The sequence below is a fragment of the Sanguibacter biliveldensis genome (genome assembly GCF_033798665.1).
In the GTDB taxonomy this organism is placed as follows: domain Bacteria; phylum Actinomycetota; class Actinomycetes; order Actinomycetales; family Cellulomonadaceae; genus Sanguibacter; species Sanguibacter inulinus.
In genome coordinates this window covers 3,523,137-3,544,645 of record NZ_CP138359.1, presented here as the reverse complement: position 1 = coordinate 3,544,645, position 21,509 = coordinate 3,523,137, and the positions used below count along the sequence as shown (strand labels likewise).

General features: G+C 71.5%; 15 protein-coding genes. 6 read left to right on the top strand and 9 right to left on the bottom strand.

What is annotated here, in order from left to right; translation table 11 throughout:
- Positions 1-57: 57 nt before the first annotated feature.
- From SANBI_RS15435 to SANBI_RS15420, 4 genes are all read right to left on the bottom strand, one after another.
- On the bottom strand, positions 58-1,737 hold the full coding sequence (locus SANBI_RS15435; RefSeq protein WP_319156582.1) for a DNA repair helicase XPB: 1,680 nt from the start codon (positions 1,735-1,737) through the stop codon (positions 58-60).
- Between the two features lie 100 nt (positions 1,738-1,837).
- The gene (locus SANBI_RS15430; protein ID WP_319156580.1) at positions 1,838-4,465 is read right to left on the bottom strand and encodes a helicase-associated domain-containing protein; all 2,628 of its coding nucleotides are present in this window, start codon (positions 4,463-4,465) and stop codon (positions 1,838-1,840) included.
- A gap of 350 nt (positions 4,466-4,815) precedes the next feature.
- Complete coding sequence (locus SANBI_RS15425) at positions 4,816-5,847, bottom strand: hypothetical protein (RefSeq protein ID WP_319156578.1); 1,032 nt, start codon at positions 5,845-5,847, stop codon at positions 4,816-4,818.
- A gap of 359 nt (positions 5,848-6,206) precedes the next feature.
- Positions 6,207-6,974: an SDR family NAD(P)-dependent oxidoreductase gene (locus SANBI_RS15420; protein WP_319156576.1), complete on the bottom strand. Its 768-nt coding sequence runs from the start codon at positions 6,972-6,974 to the stop codon at positions 6,207-6,209.
- Positions 6,975-7,196: 222 nt separating this feature from the next.
- On the opposite strand from SANBI_RS15420, the gene SANBI_RS15415 reads away from it, so the two are divergent.
- From SANBI_RS15415 to SANBI_RS15405, 3 genes are read left to right on the top strand one after another with little or no spacing between them, the layout of a single operon-like run.
- On the top strand, positions 7,197-7,580 hold the full coding sequence (locus SANBI_RS15415) for a cold-shock protein (protein ID WP_056128215.1): 384 nt from the start codon (positions 7,197-7,199) through the stop codon (positions 7,578-7,580).
- Between the two features lie 6 nt (positions 7,581-7,586).
- On the top strand, positions 7,587-8,750 hold the full coding sequence (locus tag SANBI_RS15410) for a DUF3027 domain-containing protein (RefSeq protein WP_319156571.1): 1,164 nt from the start codon (positions 7,587-7,589) through the stop codon (positions 8,748-8,750).
- A gap of 20 nt (positions 8,751-8,770) precedes the next feature.
- Positions 8,771-12,094, top strand: a complete 3,324-nt coding sequence (locus SANBI_RS15405) for a sacsin N-terminal ATP-binding-like domain-containing protein (protein WP_319156569.1) — start codon at positions 8,771-8,773, stop codon at positions 12,092-12,094.
- 111 nt (positions 12,095-12,205) lie between these two features.
- Here the strand turns inward: SANBI_RS15405 and SANBI_RS15400 are convergent, their stop codons facing one another.
- Genes SANBI_RS15400 through flgN form a run of 5 tightly spaced genes read right to left on the bottom strand, consistent with a single transcriptional unit; the run spans position 12,206 to position 16,725 of the window.
- Positions 12,206-13,462 carry an EAL and HDOD domain-containing protein gene (locus tag SANBI_RS15400; protein ID WP_179913985.1) on the bottom strand — a complete coding sequence of 419 codons (1,257 nt, stop codon included), beginning with the start codon at positions 13,460-13,462 and terminating at the stop codon, positions 12,206-12,208.
- Between the two features lie 55 nt (positions 13,463-13,517).
- Positions 13,518-13,904: a flagellar assembly protein FliW gene (locus SANBI_RS15395; protein ID WP_319156567.1), complete on the bottom strand. Its 387-nt coding sequence runs from the start codon at positions 13,902-13,904 to the stop codon at positions 13,518-13,520.
- Positions 13,901-14,812 (bottom strand): flagellar hook-associated protein FlgL, encoded by a 912-nt coding sequence (gene flgL, locus SANBI_RS15390; protein ID WP_319156565.1) that lies wholly within the window; start codon positions 14,810-14,812, stop codon positions 13,901-13,903. The genes SANBI_RS15395 and flgL overlap by 4 nt, the downstream gene beginning before the upstream one ends.
- Positions 14,809-16,236 (bottom strand): flagellar hook-associated protein FlgK, encoded by a 1,428-nt coding sequence (gene flgK / locus SANBI_RS15385; protein ID WP_319156563.1) that lies wholly within the window; start codon positions 16,234-16,236, stop codon positions 14,809-14,811. The genes flgL and flgK overlap by 4 nt, the downstream gene beginning before the upstream one ends.
- A gap of 6 nt (positions 16,237-16,242) precedes the next feature.
- The gene (flgN, locus tag SANBI_RS15380) at positions 16,243-16,725 is read right to left on the bottom strand and encodes a flagellar export chaperone FlgN (protein WP_056128232.1); all 483 of its coding nucleotides are present in this window, start codon (positions 16,723-16,725) and stop codon (positions 16,243-16,245) included.
- A 401-nt stretch (positions 16,726-17,126) separates the two neighbouring features.
- Between flgN and SANBI_RS15375 the strand changes: the two genes are divergently transcribed.
- The 3 genes from SANBI_RS15375 (at position 17,127) to fliD (ending at position 21,386) form a co-directional block, all read left to right on the top strand.
- Positions 17,127-18,038, top strand: coding sequence for a sigma-70 family RNA polymerase sigma factor (locus SANBI_RS15375; protein ID WP_319156560.1), 912 nt, complete (start codon positions 17,127-17,129; stop codon positions 18,036-18,038).
- A gap of 552 nt (positions 18,039-18,590) precedes the next feature.
- Positions 18,591-19,757 carry a flagellin N-terminal helical domain-containing protein gene (locus SANBI_RS15370; protein WP_319156558.1) on the top strand — a complete coding sequence of 389 codons (1,167 nt, stop codon included), beginning with the start codon at positions 18,591-18,593 and terminating at the stop codon, positions 19,755-19,757.
- Between the two features lie 243 nt (positions 19,758-20,000).
- Complete coding sequence (fliD, locus tag SANBI_RS15365; protein WP_319156556.1) at positions 20,001-21,386, top strand: flagellar filament capping protein FliD; 1,386 nt, start codon at positions 20,001-20,003, stop codon at positions 21,384-21,386.
- The last annotated feature ends 123 nt before the right edge of the window (positions 21,387-21,509 follow it).

The window sequence follows — 21,509 nt, the reverse complement described above, 5'->3', positions numbered from 1 at the left end:
TCGACGGCCCCGGCGGTGCTGGGGCCGATCAGCCAGCCAGCCTGCGGTCCTGCCAGGTCAGGCGCGCTCGTCCGTGACCTGCTCGATGTCGTCGGCGTCCACGATCCTGTAGGCGTAGCCCTGCTCGGCCAGGAACCGCTGCCGGTGCGCCGCGAACTCCTGGTCGACGGTGTCGCGGGCGACCACCGCGTAGAAGTGCGCGGTACGTCCGTCGGCCTTCGGGCGCATGACCCGGCCGAGGCGCTGGGCCTCCTCCTGGCGGGAGCCGAAGGACCCCGACACCTGGATGGCGACCGAGGCCTCGGGCAGGTCGATCGAGAAGTTCGCGACCTTGCTCACCACGAGCTTGGTGATCTCGCCGGTCCTGAAGGCGTCGAAGAGCCGCTGACGCTCCTTGACCGACGTCGCCCCCGTGATGACGGGTGCGTCGAGGTGCTCGCCGAGCTCTTCGAGCTGGTCGATGTACTGGCCGATGACGAGCGTCGGGTCGCCCTCGTGGAGCTTGACGAGCCTCTCCACGATCGCGTTCTTCCCCGGTGCGCACGCCGCGAGCCTGTACTTGTCCTCGGGCTCGGCCGTCGCGTAGAGCATCCTGTCGCGCTCGGGGAGCGTGAGCCGCACCTCGACGCAGTCGGCCGGGGCGATGTAGCCCTGAGCCTCGATGTCCTTCCACGGGGCGTCGTAGCGCTTGGGCCCGATGAGCGAGAAGACCTCGTCCTCGCGGCCGTCCTCGCGGACGAGCGTCGCCGTCAGACCGAGCCGACGGCGGGCCTGGAGGTCGGCTGTCATGCGGAAGATCGGCGCCGGCAGCAGGTGCACCTCGTCGTAGACCACAAGACCCCAGTCGCGGGCGTCGAGCAGCTCGAGGTGCGTGTACACACCCTTCCGCTTGGTCGTCAGCACCTGGTACGTCGCGATGGTGACGGGGCGGATCTCCTTGCGGGCACCGGAGTACTCGCCGATCTCGTCCTCGGTGAGCGTCGTACGACGCACGAGCTCGTCGCGCCACTGCCGAGCCGAGACGGTGTTCGTCACGAGGATGAGCGTCGTCGTGCCGGACCTGGCCATCGCTCCGGCACCGACGATCGTCTTGCCCGCGCCGCAGGGCAGCACCACGACACCGCTGCCGCCGTGCCAGAACCCGTCGACGGCCTGCTGCTGGTAGGGGCGCATCTCCCACGGCTTGTCGTCGTGCCCGGGATCGGTCGGGCTGAGCTCGATCGGGTGCTTCTCGCCGTCGACGTACCCCGCGAGGTCCTCGGCGGGCCAGCCGAGCTTGAGCAGCACCTGCTTGAGGTGGCCGCGCTCCGAGGCGTGGACCGACACGGTGTCGTCGTCGATGCGGTCGCCGAACAGCCCGGCGGTCCGCTTCGACTTCATCACCTCGGCGAGCACGGCGCGGTCCGTCGTCTCGAGCACCAGCCCGTGGACCGGGTGCTTGGACAGCGTGAGCCGCCCGTACCGCGACATCGTCTCGGCGACGTCGACCAGCAGCGCGTGCGGGACTGCGTACCGGCTGAAGGCCAGCAGGACGTTGACGACCTGCTCGGCGTCGTGACCCGCGGCGCGCGCGTTCCACAGCCCGAGCGGCGTCAGGCGGTAGGTGTGCACGTGCTCCGGGGCGCGCTCGAGCTCGGCGAAGGGCGCGATCGCGCGGCGCGCCGCGTCGGACTGCGGGTGGTCGACCTCGAGCAGCAGGGACTTGTCGCTCTGGACGATGAGTGGGCCGTCAGGCATGCAGCGTTCTCCCTGGGGTGGGTGGTCTGTCGAGCGAGGTGCGTGCCCGCGCCGGTCGCCCGGAGGCGAGGTGCGGGGGAGTCGGAGGGTCAGGAACGGCTCATGGTGCGCCGGGGATGGGCTCGACGTTCGCGATGCGGTGCACGGCGACGGTGAGCTCGGACTCGCGAGCGACGTCGACAGCCCGCAGGCGACCGGCGTCCAGACGCGTCGGGCGGAGCCGACGACGGGTCAGGTCCCCAGAAGGGCCGACGATGTCGACGAGCACCTCACGACCGTCGGCCGCCGCCTCACGCAGCAGTGCCAACGCGACGACAGGTTCTGTTGTTCCCTCACCGGGCTGGCCCGCGGGGGCCGAGGAGGGGTCGGTGCTCGCGCTCGCGGAGGACGGCGGCGCCGAGCGGTCCGTGCTGCGACCGCGACCTGCGGAGACGCCACCGCCAGCGGTCCGGCCAGGGCTCGCGGTCCGGCCGGGAGCCGAGGTGGTCGCCGCGCGTCCTCCCGACGCCGCGCCTGGTGCTGTCGGGTTCGGCTGGGTGGTCCCTGCGGCCTGTGCCGCGCGAGCCTGCTCCTCGCCGCGGCGCAGCACGGCGACGAGAGCCTGCAGGCGGTCCGGACGGTCCGGTGCCACGGCGCGTGCCGAGCCGTCGACGCCGGGTGCCCGGCGTCGACCACGCCGACCGGCGAGACGGACACGAGGGGTGCGGCGGTCGGCGTGCACCACCTGGCCGTCGGGGCCTTCCATCGCCGGGGCGAGACCGCGCTCCCGGAGCGCCGCGAGCAGCTGGGACGGTGCGGCCGACGAGGCGAGGACCGTCGGCGCGATGCGGAACAGCCCGAGGCCGCGCAGGCGGGGGTCCTCGACCAGCCCGGCGAGGAGCACGGGGTCTTCGACCCTGACGTAGGCCGACGCAGCCCCGAGCCGGAGCTGGCCGTGCCGCCGGGCGGCGTCCCGCACGAGGTACTCGAGAGGCTGGGGAACACCCGAGCGGGAGTGCACGGCGAGCTCGGCGAGCAGCTCTTCGCCCGTGCGGCCCGCGTCGAGGGCCCGGGTGACCGACTCGGGGGTGAAGCGCACGGTGATCGCGGACCCGCGCGACTCCACCACGGCAGAGTCGGCGAGCAGCGCCTCGAGGGCGGGTGACGGGCGACCGGGGACGATACCCGTCTGGTCGCCCTGGAGCAGCAGGTCGTCGACGGCCTCGGGCAGCGCCGCGCCCATCGCCGAGGCGAGTGCGGTGCGGGCCGCGTCGTCGGCGACGGTCAGGACAGGGACGCCGGCGAGGACGGCACCCGCTGCGGAGAGCGCCCCGGCACCTGTCACGCCGAGCAGCGCAGACTCGACGAGGAGCGCGTCGACGGCCTCGTGGGGTGGCACGGCGCGTGGGGCACGCCACCGCAGGACGGCGGTGATCTGGTCGGCGGTCACCGGCGCGCCCGGGGCCGCGTGCAGCACGCCGAGCACCTCGCTGCGCAGCCTGGGGACCCAGGCCCTGTGGAGCTCGGGCTCGAGCGCGCTGCGCAGCGCGCCCCGCTCGTCGCGGCTGCCGACGAGCCAGGGGGTGCGGGCCGAGGAGTGCCAGGCCGTCACGAGGGTGGTCCAGCGGCGGGGGAGGTCGTCGGCGAGCCAGTCGTCGGCGTCGAGGGTCGGGGCGTAGGAGGCGGGGTCGTCGCCGTCGTCGACCACGAGCCCGGCCATGGCGGCGAGCTCGACCACGAAGGCCGCCGTGCGCTCGTCGACCTCGAGACGCAGCCCGAGACGGCGCAGGTCGCGGACTCCGAGACCCCCCGAGCGCAGCGTTGCTGCGGGGGTCTCCTGCCAGAGGGCGACGAGGTCGGCGACGAGGCGCGTGATCTCCTGCGCCGCGCGGGCCGACTCGGCCTCGACGGTCGCGGGGTCGAGGGTCGCCGGTGGCAGCTGGGGAGGTGTGCTCAGACCGCGGTGAGTGCGTCCCTCGCGCAGGGCGAGGGCGACCTCGCGCGGCAGCAGGACATGGTGCGCGTCGGCCTTGCGGACGAAGCCGTGCTCGAGCAGCCAGCGGGTCGGGGCGGCGGTCGGGCCGTCGGCCGTGCTCGGCATCCGGCCCACGGGCGGGCCCCAGGTGAGGGCCGCGAGGATCGAGCGCGCACCGGCGGGCGCCGAGGCGAGGGCCTCGTGCATCTCCGGGGTGACGGCGAGGGACCAGTCGGTCTGCGGTGCGGGGCCCGGGCTGGAGGTGGCGCTGGTGCTCGCGCCGGCGGCTGCGGTGGTGCTGCGGCCGGAGGTGGTGCTGGTGCCTGAGCTGCTGCCGGAGGCTGTCAGGGCACCGGCTGCCGACGGTCCGAGCCCCGCGGGGAAGGTGTCCTGCACCTCGTCGACGCCCGGGGCCGTGCGGTACGTCGTCGGGGTCGGGCGCCAGAGCAGCGCCGACTCGTCGAGGTCGGCGAGGATCTGGGCGAGGCGATCCGCGTCGTCCGGCTCGGGCGAGCTGCCGAGGACTGCTGAGAGGATGCGCTCGTCGGTCGCCTCGTCACCGATCGTCTCGAGCACGTAGACAGCCTCGAGGACCTCGAGGTGCGCGACGTCCAGGCTCACCACGGCGCGGTGGACGCTCGCGCGGCTCATCGCACGGGCGGCGAGGGAGAGCAGCGTCGAGGGGGAGGGGGACGCGAGGTCGGGCCGCCGAGACAGCAGCGCGACGAGCCGGGCGTCGTCTCTCGCCCGCACCGAGTCGCTGAAGGTGACCATCCGCACGACTTTACGCGCCAGCCCTGCACGCTGTCCGCACAGCCCACCCCTCCGGCCGCCCCCGCCCCTCTCACCAGCCCTGCCTTCCGCCAGCCTCGTCCTCCTCCCGTCCTCCTCTAGTCCTCCTCCAGCGAGTTCGTGACTTCGGAGCGAGATCGTGACGGCGAAGGATCGATCTCGCTCCGAAGTCACGATCTCGACGGATGCCCGCGGGCGTTGGAGACCTCTGCGCGCGAGGGAAGGGGCGGGAAGGGGAGCGGTGGAAGGGTCGAGAGGCGGGAAGGAGAGGGAAGAGGGGCGGAGGGGACAGGGCGGGAAGGGGCGAGACGCGGTGCGTGAAGAGAGGGGAATCAGAGCCCGCTGTGGTGGAGGTCTGTCAGGAGGTGGGGACGGGGGCGGCTGGAGCGGAAGGCGGCTTCGGGCAGGAGTCTTCGGAGGCGCTGGACCAGGAGCAACGACTGTCCGAGGTCTGCGGCGGTGGCGCGGACGACCCGCCACCCTTCATCCTCTACAGCGTGCTGTCGGCGCTTCTCCGCCATCAGGGCGGAGGTCGCCGCACGGTCGTCCCCGGAGTACTTCGTCGCTCCGTCGAACTCGACGAGGAACCGCCACTGCCTCCAGCCCAGGTCGGCGTAGAAGCGACCGAGGTACGTGTCGACCCGCACCTGTGTCTCCGGTGCCGGGAGGCCGACCGCCTGCAGGACCACACGGCAGACGCTCTCCCAGGGAGACTGCGCCCCGGCGTCCGCCAGGTCGAGGAGCTCGCGACCACGAGAGGCCCCACGCCGACCGCTGACGCTGGTCAGGAGGCGTTCGATCTCCCCGCGGTCTGCCCCTCGTGCCAGCGCAGCGTCGGTGATGACCAGAGCGTCGAGCGGAGGTGCTGTACTGAAGCAGTCGACGACAGTCTGCTCGAGCATCGTGACGCAGAGTCCCGAGAGCTGCAGCGTCGGGCGTCCACCTGACCCGGCCTCGTGCCAGGTGATGTCCCTCGCGCTCCGGCTCGACCTCCGGACCGGGTGGACGAGATGGACTGTCGTCGGCAGGTGCCAGGTCGGGAGTCCCCAGACGAGCGCCGCTGACTGGTTGCTGACGACGCCAGCGGCTCTGGTCTGGGCGACGACCGCGGCGATCCGGGCGAGCTCCAGGCGTCGACGACCATCGGGAGTCTCTGTCGGAGACACCTCGTCGCGAGACACGTAGGCGCCGCGACGAACCCTGACGAGTCGCCCGTCTCTCACCTCGGCATCGAGCGTCCCGCGCGGCAGGTCGCGAGCCAGGACGACGTCCGGGATCACCACTCTCGGGACGACGAGCGGCGTGGGGCGGTCGTGCTGGCCCTGGTCGGGGTGCGGTCGAGCGGCGAGGAGGTCGAGTCTCATGCACAGATCCCACGATCTCCGAGCAGAAGTCGCACACGGTGACAGAGCATCTGTGCACCCGCCGTCGCCACGGCATCCTGTGGACGCCGACCCTCCGTGCGGCGCCGACGGACGGTCCGCCGTCCGCGATCTGTCAGCAGCCCCCGCAGGGCGTAGATGCTGGAGACCGTACCCCGTGGGCTGCCGCACCTCCGTCGGAGGCTCGGCGAGATCGTGACTCTGGAGCGAGATCGTGACCTTGAAGGGTCGATCTCGCTCCGAAGTCACGATCTCGACCGATTCCCGCGGGGCGAGGGGTGGCTGGGGAGGAGCAGGAGTGGAGCGGGGAGATATGGAGCAGGAAGATGAGGGGTGGGATCTCAGTGGACGGAGAAGCCGCCGTCCACGGCGATCGACTGGCCGGTCACGTAGGCCGACGCCGGGCTGGCGAGGAAGACTGCCGCCCCGGCGAAGTCGTCCGGGTGGCCGTTGCGGCCCACGAGGGTCCGCGCGGCGAGCGCCGCGACGGCCGCCGGGTAGGAGCTCAGCCGACGGTTGAGCGGGGTCGGGACGAACCCGGGGACCAGGACGTTCGCGGTGACTCCGTGGGGTGACCAGGCCTCGGCCTGCGACCGGGCCAGGGCCTCGACCGCCGCCTTGGACACCCCGTACGCGCCGCTCGTCGCGAAGGCACGGTGCGCCTGCTGCGAGCTGATGTGGATCAGCCGGCCGTAGCCACGCTCGGCCATCGCCGGGGCGAGGCGCTGACCGAGGAGGAACGGGGCCTCGAGGTTGACGGCCATCGTCGCGTCCCAGACCGACTCGTCGAGCTCGGCCATCGGCGGACGCAGGTTGATGCCCGCGGAGCTGACGAGCACGTCGACCGTCCGCGCGGCGTCCGTCGCCGCGTCGGCGAGGGCGTGCGCCCCGGCGCGGGTCGAGAGGTCGGCGACGATGCCGTCTGCCGAGCCGCCCGCGGCCCGCACGGCGGCGACGGTCTCGTCGATCGCGGACGCCGTGCGCGCGGCGACCAGGACGTGTGCGCCGGCGCCGGCCAGCGCGAGCGTGATCGCCCGGCCGATCCCGGAGCTGCCGCCCGTGACGAGGGCCGTGCGTCCGTCGAGGCCGAACAGGTGCTGGAGGTACATCGCGTCAGTGTAGGCAAGGCGCAGCCGCGGCTGGGAGTCTGAGGGCCGGGGCGGGACGGAGAACGTACCCGGACGCGCGTACGCGACCGGGTGAAGACCAGGGGGATCTCGTGGCGGTTAGGCAGGAGAGGGGTTGTGCGCGGATAATGATCGGGACTCACCGTCGGGCGCCTGCCCGGTATCCTGTGAGGTCATGTCCCGACGAGCACCTCGAGGTTTCACGTGCCCACCGGCAAGGTCAAGTTCTTCGACACCGAACGCGGTTTCGGCTTCATCGCCAGCGACGACGGCGAGCAGGTCTTCCTGCACGCCTCCGCACTCCCCGAGGGAGTCACCGCCCCGAAGCCCGGTGCCAAGGTCGAGTTCGGCGTGGCCGACGGCCGCAAGGGCCCGCAGGCGCTCTCGGTGAAGTTCCTCGACCCTGTCCCCTCTGTCGCGAAGGCGCAGCGCAAGCCCGCCCACGACATGGCCGTCATCGTGGAAGACCTCATCACGCTGCTCGACACCGTCGGCAGCTCCCTGCGTCGCGGACGATACCCAGAGAAGTCGACGGCGACGAAGGTCGCCACGGTGCTGCGCGCCGTCGCCGACGACATCGAGGCTTAGGAACACATGCCAGCTGCAACACTGCCCACCCCGGCGAAGCGGCCCCGCGCCGCTCGCCCGAAGGTCGACGCGGTGCTCGTCGACGCTGTCGACGTCGCGCTCTCAGCCGCGCGCGAGGCCGCCGAGCACCCCGGCGACGTCGGCGAGCACCTCGCCGCCACGATGGACGCCGACCGCCTGGCGTCTCACACCTTCGCGTGCACGATGCGCGGCTACCGCGGGTGGCACTGGACCGTCACTGTCGCCCGTGCCCCCCGCTCGAAGACCGTCACGGTCTGCGAGGTCGAGCTGCTGCCCGGCGCCGAGGCGATCCTCGCCCCCGAGTGGCTCCCGTGGTCCGAGCGCCTGCGCCCGGGCGACATCGGCCCCGGTGACGTCCTGCCCTTCCGCGCCGACGACCCGCGCCTGGTGCCCGGCTACACGCCGACCGGCGACGAGGAAGAAGACCGCGTCGCGATCGAAGAGCTCGCCCTCGCACGCGCCCGGGTGCTCTCGCCCGAGGGTCGCGACGAGGCCGCGCAGCGCTGGTACGCAGGTTCTCGCGGGCCGACCACGCCGGGCTCGGTCCAGGCGGCCTCGGACTGCGGGTCCTGCGGCTTCTTGGTGCTGCTGCAGGGGTCTCTCGGCCAGGTGTTCGGCGTCTGCGCCAACGAGTGGTCCGAGGACGACGGCCGCGTGGTCTCCCTCGACCACGGCTGCGGTGCGCACTCCGAGACCGACGTCGAGCCGCACCCGACCGACTGGCCGGACGACGCTCCCGTGATCGACGAGATGACCGTGGAGATCGTCGACCTCGGCGCGCAGCCTGCGGCTGCAGCCGACGCGACCGCCTCGGCGGCCGCGTCTCAGACTGAGCCGGTCTTGGAGACAGAGTCTCAGGCCGAGCCGGCTGTGGAGACCGCGTCTCAGACCGAGCCGGTTGTGGAGACCAAGTCTCAGGCTGAGTCAGCCGACGACCACGACGGCGTCACCGGCCAGGCCGAGATGACGCTCGACGACTCGGTCCAGGAGACGACCTCGGTCGAGACGGCTGCGGCCGGGACGACCGACGACGACGCGCCAGAGGACGACACGTCCGAGGGTGGCTCGACTGTGACCGGTCCGACCGGCACGACCGGCACCGACGAGGGCCAGGACAGCGCGAGCCAGGGGTCGGTCGCCGACGCGTGAACCCGCGTGAGGACCACGCCGTGAGCAGCGATCCCTTCGGGACGGCTGCCCTGCGGTCGGCGGTCCTCGACGCGTGGGCCCGCAACCCCACGCGGCTGCGTGAAGACGCGAACACCGAAGAAGACCACGCGACGGGCTACTACCGAGACCGGGTGGTCGTCGAGCTCGCGCAGAACGCTGCCGACGCAGCGGTCCGGTCCGGGGCGCCTGGGACGCTCCTGCTGCGTCTCGTCGAGCACCCGGGCGGTGCGACGCTCGTGGCCGCCAACACCGGCGACGCCCTCGACAGGCACGGTGTCGTCTCCCTCGCCTCGATGCGCGCCTCGTCCAAGTCGGGCAGCGGGTCGACGACCGTCGGGCGCTTCGGCGTCGGCTTCGCCGCGGTGCGCGCGGTCGCCGACGACATCGTCCTGCGGACCGCGGCCGGAGGCGTGTGCTTCTCCGTCGCCCAGACGCGTGACGCGCTCGCGGCTGTGGCCACGCTCGCGGACGGTGCGGGCGACCTCGCGGAGACCGTCGCAGCACGCGGCGGGTCTCTGCCTGCGCTGCGGCTGCCCTTCGCCGCCGGAGCACTGTCGGCTGTCCTCGCGGAGGGTGACGACCCCCTCGGGCAGGTGCCGTCCACCGCTGCCGGTGCCGATTCCTCGCGGGACGCCTACACGACGGTCGTCGAGCTCACCCTGCGTGACGAGACGGCCGTCGACGAGGTGCGCCGCCAGCTGGTCCAGGTGGACGACACCCTGCTGCTCGCGCTGCCCGGGCTGGCGACCGTCGAGATCCAGCACGTGCGCCGTGCCGGGGCTGCCGGGGCTCCCACGGGAGAGCGCGTAGCCGACAGGGTGCTCACAGACGTCCGGGCGCGGTGGTGGGTGGCCGAGGAGTCTGGGGTGGTCCCCGCGCACCTCGTCGCCGACCGTCCTGTCGAAGAGCGTGACCGTTCCACGTGGACCATCGTCTGGGCGGTCCCGCGCGAGACTAGCGGGACTGGCGGGACTGCATCTGCCGAGGACAGTGCGTCTGAGTCTCTCGCTGGTCGACCAGGCCTCGGCGGGCCTCACGCCGCCGCCGACGTGGTGAGGGCCCCGACCCCGACCGAGGAGCCGCTGACGGTCCCCGCGGTGCTCGTCGCGACCTTCCCGCTCGACCCGTCACGTCGGCACGTGGCCGACGGGCCGCTCGCGACCTACGTCGCCGAGCAGGCAGGGGCTGTCCTGGCCGACCTCGCCGGCCAGGTCGACGACCCGCTCTCCCTCGTGCCGACCGGTCTGCCGGCAGGTCGGCTCGACGCTCTCGTCCGCGAGTCGGTGACGGCCGCGCTGCGGGAGGCGCCGCTGTTCGGGGGACGCCGGGCACGCGACGTCGTCGCCCTCGGGCCTGGGGCGAGCGGAGCGCTGCTCGAGGCCTTGGCGCCGACGGGCCTCGGGGCTGTCGACGTGGCACCTGGGCGACGCGCGGCGGCTCGCGCCCTCGACATGCCGGTCCTCTCGGTGGTCGACGTGGTCGATGCGCTGCCCTCAGGCCTCACCCCCGCTCAGTGGCGCACGCTCTACGACGCGCTCGCGTCGTCGGTCGACACGGACCGGGCCGTGCGCGAGGCGCTCGACGGGATCTTCGTGCCGCTGGCCGACGGCACCACGGCCCGCGGGCCTCGCGGGCTGGTGCTGCCGGGTGCGGAGGAGGTCGACGGTCTGCTGACCCTCCCAGGTCTCAGGCTCGTGCACCCCGACGCGGTCCACCCCCTGCTGCGCAGGCTCGGCGCCGTCGACGCAGACGACCCGTCGGTCTTGACCCTCGCGTCGGTCGAGGCAGCCGTGCGCGACGCCTCCGAGCTGCTGCTCGACCGAGACGTCGACGCGCCAGACGATGCTCGGAACCGCAGCCGCTCGGACCTCTCGGGCGGCGACGACCTCGGTCCGCTCCCGGGTCTGCTCGCTCTGCTCGCCGGTGTCTCGGCCGCGCACGGCGTCGAGCCCGCTGACGTCCCCGCGTGGTGGGGCGACCTGCCGCTGCCAGGCTCCGGCGGTGTGTGGAGTGCGGCGCGGGACCTGGCTTGGCCCGGCTCGTGGGCGGCGTCGCACCTGGACCTCGACGTCGTCGACACGCAGGCGCTCGACCGACAGGCGGCCCTCGTGTGCGGGGTGCGCTCCACGCTCACGGTCCGCACGGTCGACCTCGACACCGGCGACGCAGAGGACGGTCTCGAGCCCGGCGGCTCGGGCGCCCCCGACGTGCCTGGCTGGGCCGACTACGACGCGTACCTCTGCGCAGTGCTCGGGGCAGGGACGCACCTCGACGAGGTCTCCGTGCTCCTCGATCTCGACGTGGTCCACGACGACGCGTGGGGAGAGGTTCTCAGGCTCGCCCGGCAAGACCCCGAGGTGCGCCGCGCGGTCGTGACCCGGGTGGGTGGCTCCGGAGGGTCTGGGCCGTCGGCGCTGTCCTACGCGGCCTGGTACCTGCGAGACGTGCTCGCTGCGCCCTTCGTCGTGCCAGACGAGGACGGTGCGAGCGACCCCGACCTCCTGGCGCTGCTCCCTGGTGCGCCGGCCGACCTGGACGGCCTGAGGGGAGCCGGAGACCGACGCAGGGCGGACGGTCGCGGCAGTCCCGATGGTCCCGGCGGTCTGGACGGTCGAGACGGTATCGACGCCGCGCTGCTCGCGGCGCTCGGCGGGGTCGTGTCCGTGGGAGACCTCGCGCAGCTGCTCTCGCACCCTGACCCCATGACGTGGGACGGATTCTTCGCCGCGCTCGACCGGCCAGAGGTCGCGGACGGGGTCTCGGTCGCCGTGCCGGTCGCGCGTGCCGTGTGGGCGGGGCTCGGTGCTGCTGCGGCCGCAGGCCTAGAGGTCGACGACCTCCCGGACGTCGTCGTCGCCGTGCGCGGCGGGGTGTGCCGGACCGTCGACGCGCAGGAGGTCCTCGTCGCAGTCGAGCCGATGTGGTCGCAGGTGCGCTGGGTCGTCCCGGCCAGGGACGTCGAGACCGCCGAGGCGGTCGCCGACCTGCTCGACGTCCCCGTGGCTGACGCGACGGCAGCGTCGGTCCAGGCCTCCGACGACCCTGCAGAGCGCGTGGTCCCCGCTCCGCTGCTCGCGCTGCTCCCTGGTCTGCCGGGAGGCTGGCTCGAGCACACGGACGTGGTGGTCGACGGTCAGGACGTCGACTGGTGGGTGACCGCCGACGGGACCGTGCACGTGCGCACCGGGACGACGCTCGCCACGACCGCGCAGGGACTGGCCCAGTCGGCCGGCTGCTGGACGGACCGGCACCTCGTCGAGATCCTGCTCGCCGACCCGTCGCGCGCTCGAGACGTCGACCTCGCCCGCTCCTGGGACCCCTGAACCGGGCACGGAGCGGTATGCCAGACGGCGGCCGACCCGTGGGTCGGCCGCCGTCTGGCGTGCTGGTCCGTCGGCGCCAGGGGCGGCGCGTCGCGGGTGGTGCGTCTGTCCTCAGGTGAGGTTGAGGTGGCGGACCGTCTCGAGGGCCCAGGGGAGGGCGACCAGGTACGCGTGCGCGACCTGCTCGGGCCGCCAGGCGGTGGCCTCGACGGCTGCGGTGTCGCCGTGCTCGTGGGCGACGACGGCGGCGAGCGTCGAGCCGAGGTGACCCTCGTAGGAGTCGAGGGCGCGGGCGACCTCGTCCGAGACGAGCGACTTCTCGACGAGCACCGAGACCGGGATCCCGGTCTCCTCGGCGAAGGCCGACAGCAGACCGACGGTGTAGCCGGTGTCGTCGCCCGAGAGCTCCCGGCACGCAGCGGCGCGGGCGAGCAGGAACCAGAGCGCGTCCATCTGCTGGATCCGCGAGCTGATGAGCGAGGCCATGACCAGCGTCGTCAGCCGCGACGGGCCGAGCATGATGATCGCCCTGTGCAGCGAGTCCACGCGCTGGGGCAGACCCATCGCGACGGAGTTGACCAGGTGCAACACCCGGACTGTCATCTCGGGGTCGCTCGAGAGGACCTCGGCGATGCGCGTGGTGTCGACGTCGGGTGCTGAGAGCAGCCTGACGACCTCGAGGCACTGGATCTCACCGGGGTCGAGGCTGCGCACGACGGTGGGCTTCTCGTGGTGGTAGATCGAGCCCATGAGGTAGTCGACGCCGAGGCCCCAGGCCTTCGCCGGGCCGAGGGTGCCCTGGACGTTCTCGGCGATCACCGTGACGCCGGCGTTGTGCGCGACGGTCACGAGCTCGGCGTGGGGGAGCGTGGTGTCGGAGACGTCGACCATCACGTGCGTGACGAAGGGCAGCAGGGCACGCTGGCCCGGCTCGTCAGCGAACTTGACGAGGATCGTCGGGGTGCCCCGCTCGGAGAGCGCGATGATCTGCTCCGCGCCGTCGGCGCGTCGGGTCGCCGAGGGGTGCACGAGCAGCCCGACGCCGCCGTGGCTCGGCGGGACAGACTCCTGGCCGGCGAGCATCGCGGGGGTCGACCAGATGAACGCGGGCCTGTCGGCCACGTACTTCTCGAGGTCGACTGTCCTGTACACGTGGTGCAGTGTCGCGGCGGCCGCAGCGTCGGCGACGTCACCGTCGAGGGCGCTGAGCACCGGGAGCGCGTAGGCGAGGACCTGGCGCTGGCGGTCGACGATCGCCAGACGGCCGAAGGTCGGCGTCACGTCGGAGAGGCCTTCACCGGGGAACGCCGGGACGGCGAACTTCACGGGTGCGGCCTCAGCCGCCGGTGACGGGCTGGGGTGGTCCATCGGACTCCTCTGTCTGTGCTGCGAGGGGACGCTCGGGGAAAGACGGGTGTCGCGGTCAGGCGGCGACGAGGGGAGCCCGCACGGGCCAGGACGCACCCTCGAGGATCACCTGCAGGGCGTCGCCCGTCTCGGTGTTGACGACGAGCGGGGCGAGCAGGTTGGCTGTCGCGGGGGTGTCCGGCTGGCTCGGGGTGACGATGACGAGCACGGCCTGGCGGTCGTCGTCGGCTCCGTCGAGGGCGAGGGCGGACAGCACGTCGGAGCCGAAGGTCGGCTCGTACTCCGAGAAGTACGGGCCAGGCTGGATCGCGAAGAGCCGGGTGGAGTCCTGCGCGCCGCGCAGGCTGAACAGCAGCCCGGCGTCGTCGAGGGACGTGAGGTCGAAGTCTGTGACCGGCGACAGACCCGGCAGGGACTCGAGGAAGTGGATGCTGGAGATCACTTGAGGTAGTCCAGGAGGCTCGGCTGGAGCACGCGGGCGGTGGCGCCGAGGGCCGCCTGGTAGGCGACCTCCTGCATCTGCAGCTCGATGAGGGTGGCCGGGAGGTCGATGTCCTCGACGGCCGAGAGGTCGCCCTTGAGCGACATGGTCTTGTGCCCCAGGATCTCCTTGGCGCTCTCGAGCTGGTTGGTCCGGGCACCCACGCCTGTCACCTCGCTGAGCATCTTGTCCTTGCGGGAGTCGATCTTCGTGATGTCGGACTGGATGTCCTCGCCGGCGCGCAGCTTGGCCGCGATGTCGGTGAGGAGTGCGTACACCGACGCGTCGGGCGCGTCGGGGTCGTTGCTGGTGCCGAACACTGCTGCTCCGTCCGCATCCACGCGGACCGTCGTGCCAGCACCGGTCCGGCGCTCGACGATCCCCGGGGAGCCGTTGTAGGTGTAGTCACCGGTGACTGTGTCCTGAGTGTAGGCCGGTCCGTCGGCGGTCCCGGCGAACACCGAGCGGCCGAGGTACGTGGTGTTCGCCTGCGCGGCGAGGGACTCGCGGAGCCCTTCGAGCTCGACCGCGAGGGCCTCGCGGGCCTCGGCGTTGGTCGCGCCGGAGTTCGCACCGCGGACCACGAGGTCGCGGGCCCTGTTGAGGTACGACACCGAGGTGTTGATCGCGGTGTCGATCGACGTCAACCAGCTGACGCCGTCCTGGATGTTGCGCGAGTACTGCGCGGAGGCCTGCTGCTCCTTGCGGAGCGCCATGGCGTCGGCTGCCTTGGCCGGGTCGTCCGAGGCCTTGGTGATCATCTTGCCGCTCGACGCGCGCTCCTGCAGCTGAGCCAGCCGGCTCTGCGTGGCCTGGAGGTTGGTGACCGCAGCGCGCTGCGTGGACTGGTGGGTGACTCGGGTGATCATCGTCCGACGACTCCTGTCCGGTTGATGAGCTGGTCGAGCATCTCGTCGACAGCTGTCATGACGCGGGCTGCGCCCTGGTAGGCACGCTGGAAGGACAGCATGTTGACGCTCTCCTCGTCCTGGTCCACGCTCGTCTGGGCGAGCTGGAGGCCTTCTGCGGTGACCCGCGCGGACTCGGCGACAGTCGCGCTCTGCAGCGCGGACTTGGCCTTGACGCCCGTCGAGACGACGAAGGTCGACCAGACGCTGTCCGGGCCGTCCTTCGAGGCGCCGAGCTGACCGATCGCATCGGCGACCGAGGTGTCGTTGGCCCCGTTGGCGGGGTTGCGCACGGCGATCTTGTCCGGCGACGTGATCGCGACGCGCAGTCCGAGGGCTGCGGGCGATCCGTCGGTCGGCAGGGAGTAGAAGTCGACCCCTGTCGTGCCGGCACGGTCGGCGCCCGCGGAGTGCAGCGCGTTGACCGAGGTCGCGAGCTTCGTGGCGAGCGCGTTGTAGGACTCGGCGGACTCGGCGAGCAGGCCACCCGCGCCGCCGTCGGCCGGGGCGAGGACGCTCAGCACACCGGCGAGCTGACCACCCTCGAGCGGGGCGGGGGTGCCGGCCGGGACGCGGTCCCACTCGACGCGGACCTCGTTGCCGGACGCGCCGACCATCTCCTGGCTGCCGACGAGCTTGATCTTGTTGGCCGTGCTGCCGGTGACGAGCGGGTTGCCGCCGATGTTGACGTCGGCGGTGCCGTTCGGCTGGAGACGCACCGTCGCACCGGCCAGCGAGGAGAGCGCCGTGGTGAGCACGTTGCGCTGGTCGATCAGCTCGTTGGCGTTGCCGCCCGAGACGGTGATCTGCTGGATCTGGTCGTTGAGGAGCGCGACCGACGCGGCTGCGGAGTTCACGTCGGAGACGAGAGACTGCGCCTTGGTGCGCGTCTGGTCCCACTGCGTGACGACGGCCGAGTACCCGGTCGCGATCGACCGCTGGACACCCGACGCGTTCTCGAGGAGCACTGCGCCGACGGCGTCGCTCGTGGGGGAGTTGACGACGTCGCTCCAGCTGGCCCACAGCTTGTCGAGGTCGGCCGAGACGCCGTTCGACCCGGGCTCGGCGATCGTCGACTCGAGGCGCTTGTAGGCGTCGGTGCGGGCGGCGAGGTACGCGGCCGACGACGACGTCGTGCGGACGCGGGCGTCCATGAAGATGTCACCGAGGCGGGCGACGCTGACGCCCTGGACGCCGTTGCCGATCCCGTTGCCCTGGGAGAACATCGTCGCGCCCTGGCCCGCGCTGACCGACTGCATCTCGAGCCGCTGGCGCGTGTAGCCGGGGGTGTTGATGTTGGCGAGGTTCTGGCCGCTGATCTCGAGCGCCTGGCGCTGCGCGATGAGCGAGGACAGGGCTGTGGACAGTCCGGAGAAGGTGCTCATGGTTCCTCAGAATTCCTGGTCGAGCATGCGGGCTGTGGACTCACCGTGCGCGGTCGATCCGGTCGCGTCGTAGGTGTGCGAGTCCTGCGTGAGGTTCGCGAGAGCCTCCTGCGTCGCCCTGTGCGATGCCGAGAGCAGCTCTCGGTTCCCGGCGGCGAGGGACTCGATCTGGTGCGTGATGTCGAGGAAGGCCTGACGGTGCGTGCGCAGCAGGTCGTCCCACGGCGGGGGGACGGCCTCGGCCAGCTCGTGCAGGCTGCGGCCGGGCTCGAGCCCGTGCAGACGTGCGACGGCGTCGGACTCGACCGACCGGCCGAGCTCGACCTCGCGGATCTGCTCGAGGACGTTCTCGACCTCGCGGGTGGCGTGGCCGAGCCAGCGGGTCTTGCCGCTGGTGAGCAGCAGCTGCTCTTCCTCGAGCTTGAACAGGAGCAGCTCGAGGAGCTGGCGCTCGCGCCACAGGACGCTGCTCAGCGCTTGCAGACTCATCGCGCTCGTACTCCTTCGTCGATCCGATGAACGGTGGGTGTCTCCGGCCGGTGGCGGGCACCTGATCGGCGGCCGAGACCGTGGGTGTGGTCCGGCTCTGGAGGTCACATCGGACGCTCGCACCGCACCATGAGGTTTTCGTCGTGAGCAGCAGGGTGAGTCATTTCACCCTCCGGCATCCTCTCAGCCTAGGGGTACCCATGGGCTCCTGGCGAGGATGAGACCGCGTCTGTGCAGGTCAGAGAGCGATCCACGACCCGGCCGACCCCGCAAGGCGGGGTGGTGGGGACCCCCATGGGTAGTTCTCCCCATTGCTGTTGTGGAGGTCACGTGGTTGTTACTGGGTGAAAACGTTTGTCAAAGCCTTGAAGAAACCTGAGTGCGCACCGCATGGTTGTGCCATGCCGCACCCCATGGACGCCGACCAGGCACGTCTGGTCACCGAGAATCTCCCGCTGGTCGGGTACCACGTGAGCGAGATGCTCATGCGTGTCCCCAGCCACGTGTCGCGAGACGACCTGGCGTCCGCCGGAGCACTCGCTCTGGTCCAGGCCGCACGAGCGTACGACGCGACGACCGGGGTGCCCTTCAACCGCTACGCCGCGATCCGCATCAAGGGCGCGATGGTCGACGAGCTCCGCTCGATGGACTGGGTCAGCCGCGGAGCCCGCCAGCGCGCCCGCAAGCTCACGACAGTCGCCGACGAGCTCACCGCAGACCTCGGCCGCGCGCCGACCCGCGACGAGATCGCCCTCGCGCTCGGTGTCGACGTCTCCGAGGTGGACACCGCCCGCGAGGCGGCCGCCACCCGCGTCCTCAGCCTCGAGGGCTACGACGGTGCACTCGCCGAGGTCCTCCCGGCCCGCGAGGTCGGACCCGAGGAGTCGGTCATCCTCGACGAGCGCCTCACCTACCTCCACGCCGCTGTCGCCACACTCCCCGAGCGTCTGCGCACTGTCGTCGAGCAGGTCTTCTTCCACGACCGCACGGTCACGGACATCGCCAAGGACATGGGTGTGACCCAGTCCCGTGTCAGCCAGCTCCGCGCCGAGGCCATGGTGCTGCTGCGCGACGGGCTCAACACGCACCTCGACCCCGCGCAGGTCCCCGCCGCTGCTGCCCCCGACGGTGTGGCACAGCGTCGCCGCGAGAGCTACTTCGCTGCGATCGCCGAGCGCGCCAGCCTGCACGCCTCGACCGCCGTCGCGGCCGGCGTCAGCGCTGTCGGCACCGCCACGGGCGAGACGCCCCGCGTGCCCCAGGGAGCGGCTGGGTTCACCACCCCGCACCTCCCGCTCGTCGCCGTCGGCTGAGCCGGGCGGGACCGGGCCGGTCGGAGGACCGGGCTGGTCGGGCGACAGGACTGGTCGGGCGACAGGCTCGGGCGGGCTCGGCGCGGCCGGGAGCCCGCGAGGTCGCACATCTCGCGACGAGGTCGTACATCTCTCGACGAGGTCGCACGACTGGCGTCGAGGTCGTACAGACACGCCAGGACGAGGCCGGATCCGGCTTCGTCCTGGCGTGTCTGTACGACCAGGGTCCGCCGGGTGCGACTTCGGTCTGGTCGGTGCGACCTCGTGGCAGGGCGTGCGACCTCGCGAGATGTGGGCGCCGGGCGGGGCGCGGACGCAGGTGCCCGGCCATCCGGCTCTCCAGCCCAGCGAGCCCTCGGCTGCACAGACGGACGAGTGCCCAGGTGCCCGGGTACAGAGGTGCAGCTGCGCCCCCCCTCAGGAGGGGCTCGAGGAACCTCGGAAAAAACTTCTCGGGAAAAACCTCATGCCCCTGGCCCCCCTCCCGATAGGACGTGTGGCAGCCCACGGATGGGCGCCGCATCTCGGCCCCACTCACGGAAGAAGTTCATCATGGGTCTCTCGATCAACCAGAACATCGCGGCAGTCAACTCCTACCGCAACCTCTCGAACACGCAGAACGACCTCAGCAAGTCGCTCGAGAAGCTGTCCTCCGGCTTCCGCATCAACCGCGCTGCTGACGACGCTGCCGGTCTGGCGATCTCCGAGGGCCTGCGCTCGCAGGTCGGTGGCCTCAAGGTCGCTGCTCGTAACGCTCAGGACGGCATCTCCGTCGTGCAGACCGCTGAAGGCGCACTGACCGAGGTCCACTCGATCCTCCAGCGAGTGCGTGACCTCGCCGTCCAGGGTGCTAACGACTCCAACAACGACAAGGCTCGCGCCAACATCAAGACGGAGTCCGACAGCCTCGTCTCCGAGCTGGACCGCATCGCGAAGTCGACCAACTTCAACGGCACCAACCTGCTCCAGGGCAACGGCGCCAACGGCAACCTGAAGTTCCAGGTCGGCGCCTCGGGCGACGCCAACTCGACCATCGAGGTCGACCTCTCGGGTGCGAACGTCTCGGCCATCGCCGACTCGCTCGGCGCGACGGTCTCGGGCTCCACCTTCGACGTCCTCACCCCGACCGACGTCACCGGCGCCCAGGTCTTCACCATCAGCACCCCGGGTGTCGACAAGACGGTCACCACCGCCTCGGTCGGCGCGGCTGGCTCCATCAAGACGACGCAGCAGCTCGCTGACAAGCTCAACGCTGACGCGACGTTCTCGGCTGACCTCACCGCCTCGGTGGACAAGGACAACAAGCTCGTCGTCCAGGCCAAGAACGGCGGCGACGTCGTCGGTGGCGCCGCTGCTGGCACCCCCGCGTCCTCGGGTACCGGTGTGGGCACGTCCGCTGCGGCGACCGCCACCACGGGGCTCGACTTCAGCACCAACGCGCTGTCGCAGCAGTCCATCAAGAACATCGACACCCAGATCGAGAAGGTCTCGACCGCTCGTGCCGGCCTCGGTGCTCTGCAGAACCGCTTCGAGCACACCATCAAGAACGTCAACGTCGCCGTGGAGAACCTCTCGGCTTCCGAGAGCCGTATCCGCGACACCGACATGGCGTCCGAGATGGTCAGCTTCACCCGCGCCCAGATCCTCTCGCAGGCTGGCACGGCGATGCTCGCTCAGGCCAACCAGATCCCCCAGGGCGTCCTCTCGCTCCTGCGCTGATCTCGTTGACCAGCGGTGAGAACCGCTGAGCACGCGTCACAGCAGCACCCGTAGCACCAGCACCACCGCAGGACCGCAGGACTGACGGCGGTGGGGGACACCGTCCCTCACCGCCGTCTCCCTTTCTCTCCCGGGCTCTGGCCCGGACCTGGGCACAGGCCCAGGCACCTGGGCCGCACGAGGCCCTTCATCTCGAGGCCGCGCCACGCGTGGTCCTCGGCACAGACACGAGGAGCACGCCTGATGGTCAGCCTGGGTATCGACGGAATGATCAGCGGTCTCAAGACGTCCGACCTCATCAACCAGCTCATGCAGGTCGAGGCCATGCCTCAGACGATGCTCAAGTCGAAGGTCGCGACGACGCAGGCCTTCGTCTCCGCGCTCCAGGGCCTCAACACCCGGGTCGCCTCCCTCGCGGACGTGGCCAAGAACGTGGCCAAGCCCGAGTCGTGGCAGGCCGCGACGGGCGTGTCGTCCGTCGGCTCGATCAAGGTGACCACGAGCGCCGGAGCCCAGCCGTCGAGCCTGAGCTTCACGGTCGACCAGCTCGCGACGGCCCAGACCTCGGTCAGCGGCAACGTGCCCGACCTCGCCTCGTTCTTCGGCGGGACCGTCCCCTCGCACGTGACGATCGCGAGCGGGTCCGGTGCAGACCAGAAGGCCGTGGTCGTCGACCTCGCGGGCGTGACCGACCTCTCCGAGCTGGCCGCCAAGCTCAACGCCCCCGAGACGGGTGTCACGGCGAGCGTCGTGAAGATCTCCGCGACAGAGTCGCGCCTGCAGATCACCGGCAAGGCGACCGGGGAGAAGTCGTCCTTCGACGTGTACGCGGGCAAGCACACCAAGGAAGAGCTCGTCGCCGGGGTCGGCGCCCCGCCCGTCGTCAACAAGATCGATGCGCTCGTCGGTGCCGTCGACGCGAAGATCACCGTGTGGGGCGAGCAGCAGATCACCTCCGCGAGCAACACCTTCTCCGACGTCCTCGCCGGCGTGAGCTTCACCGTCTCCCAGAAGACCACCGAGCCCGCGACCATCACGGTCTCGCGCGACGACGCCGCGCTGACCAAGCTCGCCAAGGACCTCGTCGGCGCGATGGGCGTGGTGCTCTCCGAGATCAAGTCGCGCACCTCGCCCACGACGACCACCTCCGAGGACGGCCGGACCGTCATCACCGGGGGTGTGCTCTCGGCCGACAGCGCGACCCGCGGGATCCAGCAGTCGGTCACCACGGCCATGTCCTACCCCGTCGACGGGATCTCGCCCTCGGCCGTCGGGATCACGGTGACCAAGGAGGGCACCTTCACCCTCGACGAGGCGAAGTTCGCCGAGGCCCTCGCGAAGGACCCCGCGATGGTCGAGAAGGTCGTCACCGGGATCGCCAAGAGGGTCTCCGAGACGGCGACGGGGATCTCGGACTCGATCGACGGCAGCCTCACCTCGAAGATCAAGAACCAGGAGTCCTTCAGCAAGGGGCTCAGCGAGCAGGTGAGCGACTGGGACCGTCGTCTGGCGAACCGCCGCTCGGGCCTCGAGCGCACCTACGCCTCGCTCGAGGTGACGCTCAGCGGTCTGCAGTCGCAGTCGTCGTGGCTCGCCGGGCAGCTGGCCGGCCTCTCGTCGAACAGCTGACGCACGCACCACCCAGCCGGACCGTCTGCGCGGCCCCTCCCTCTCCCGAGGGTCGGGGCCGCGTCGTCGTCTGCGGTCGTCGACCGTCCTCGCCGTCCTCGCCCGTCTGCGGTCGCCAGCTGC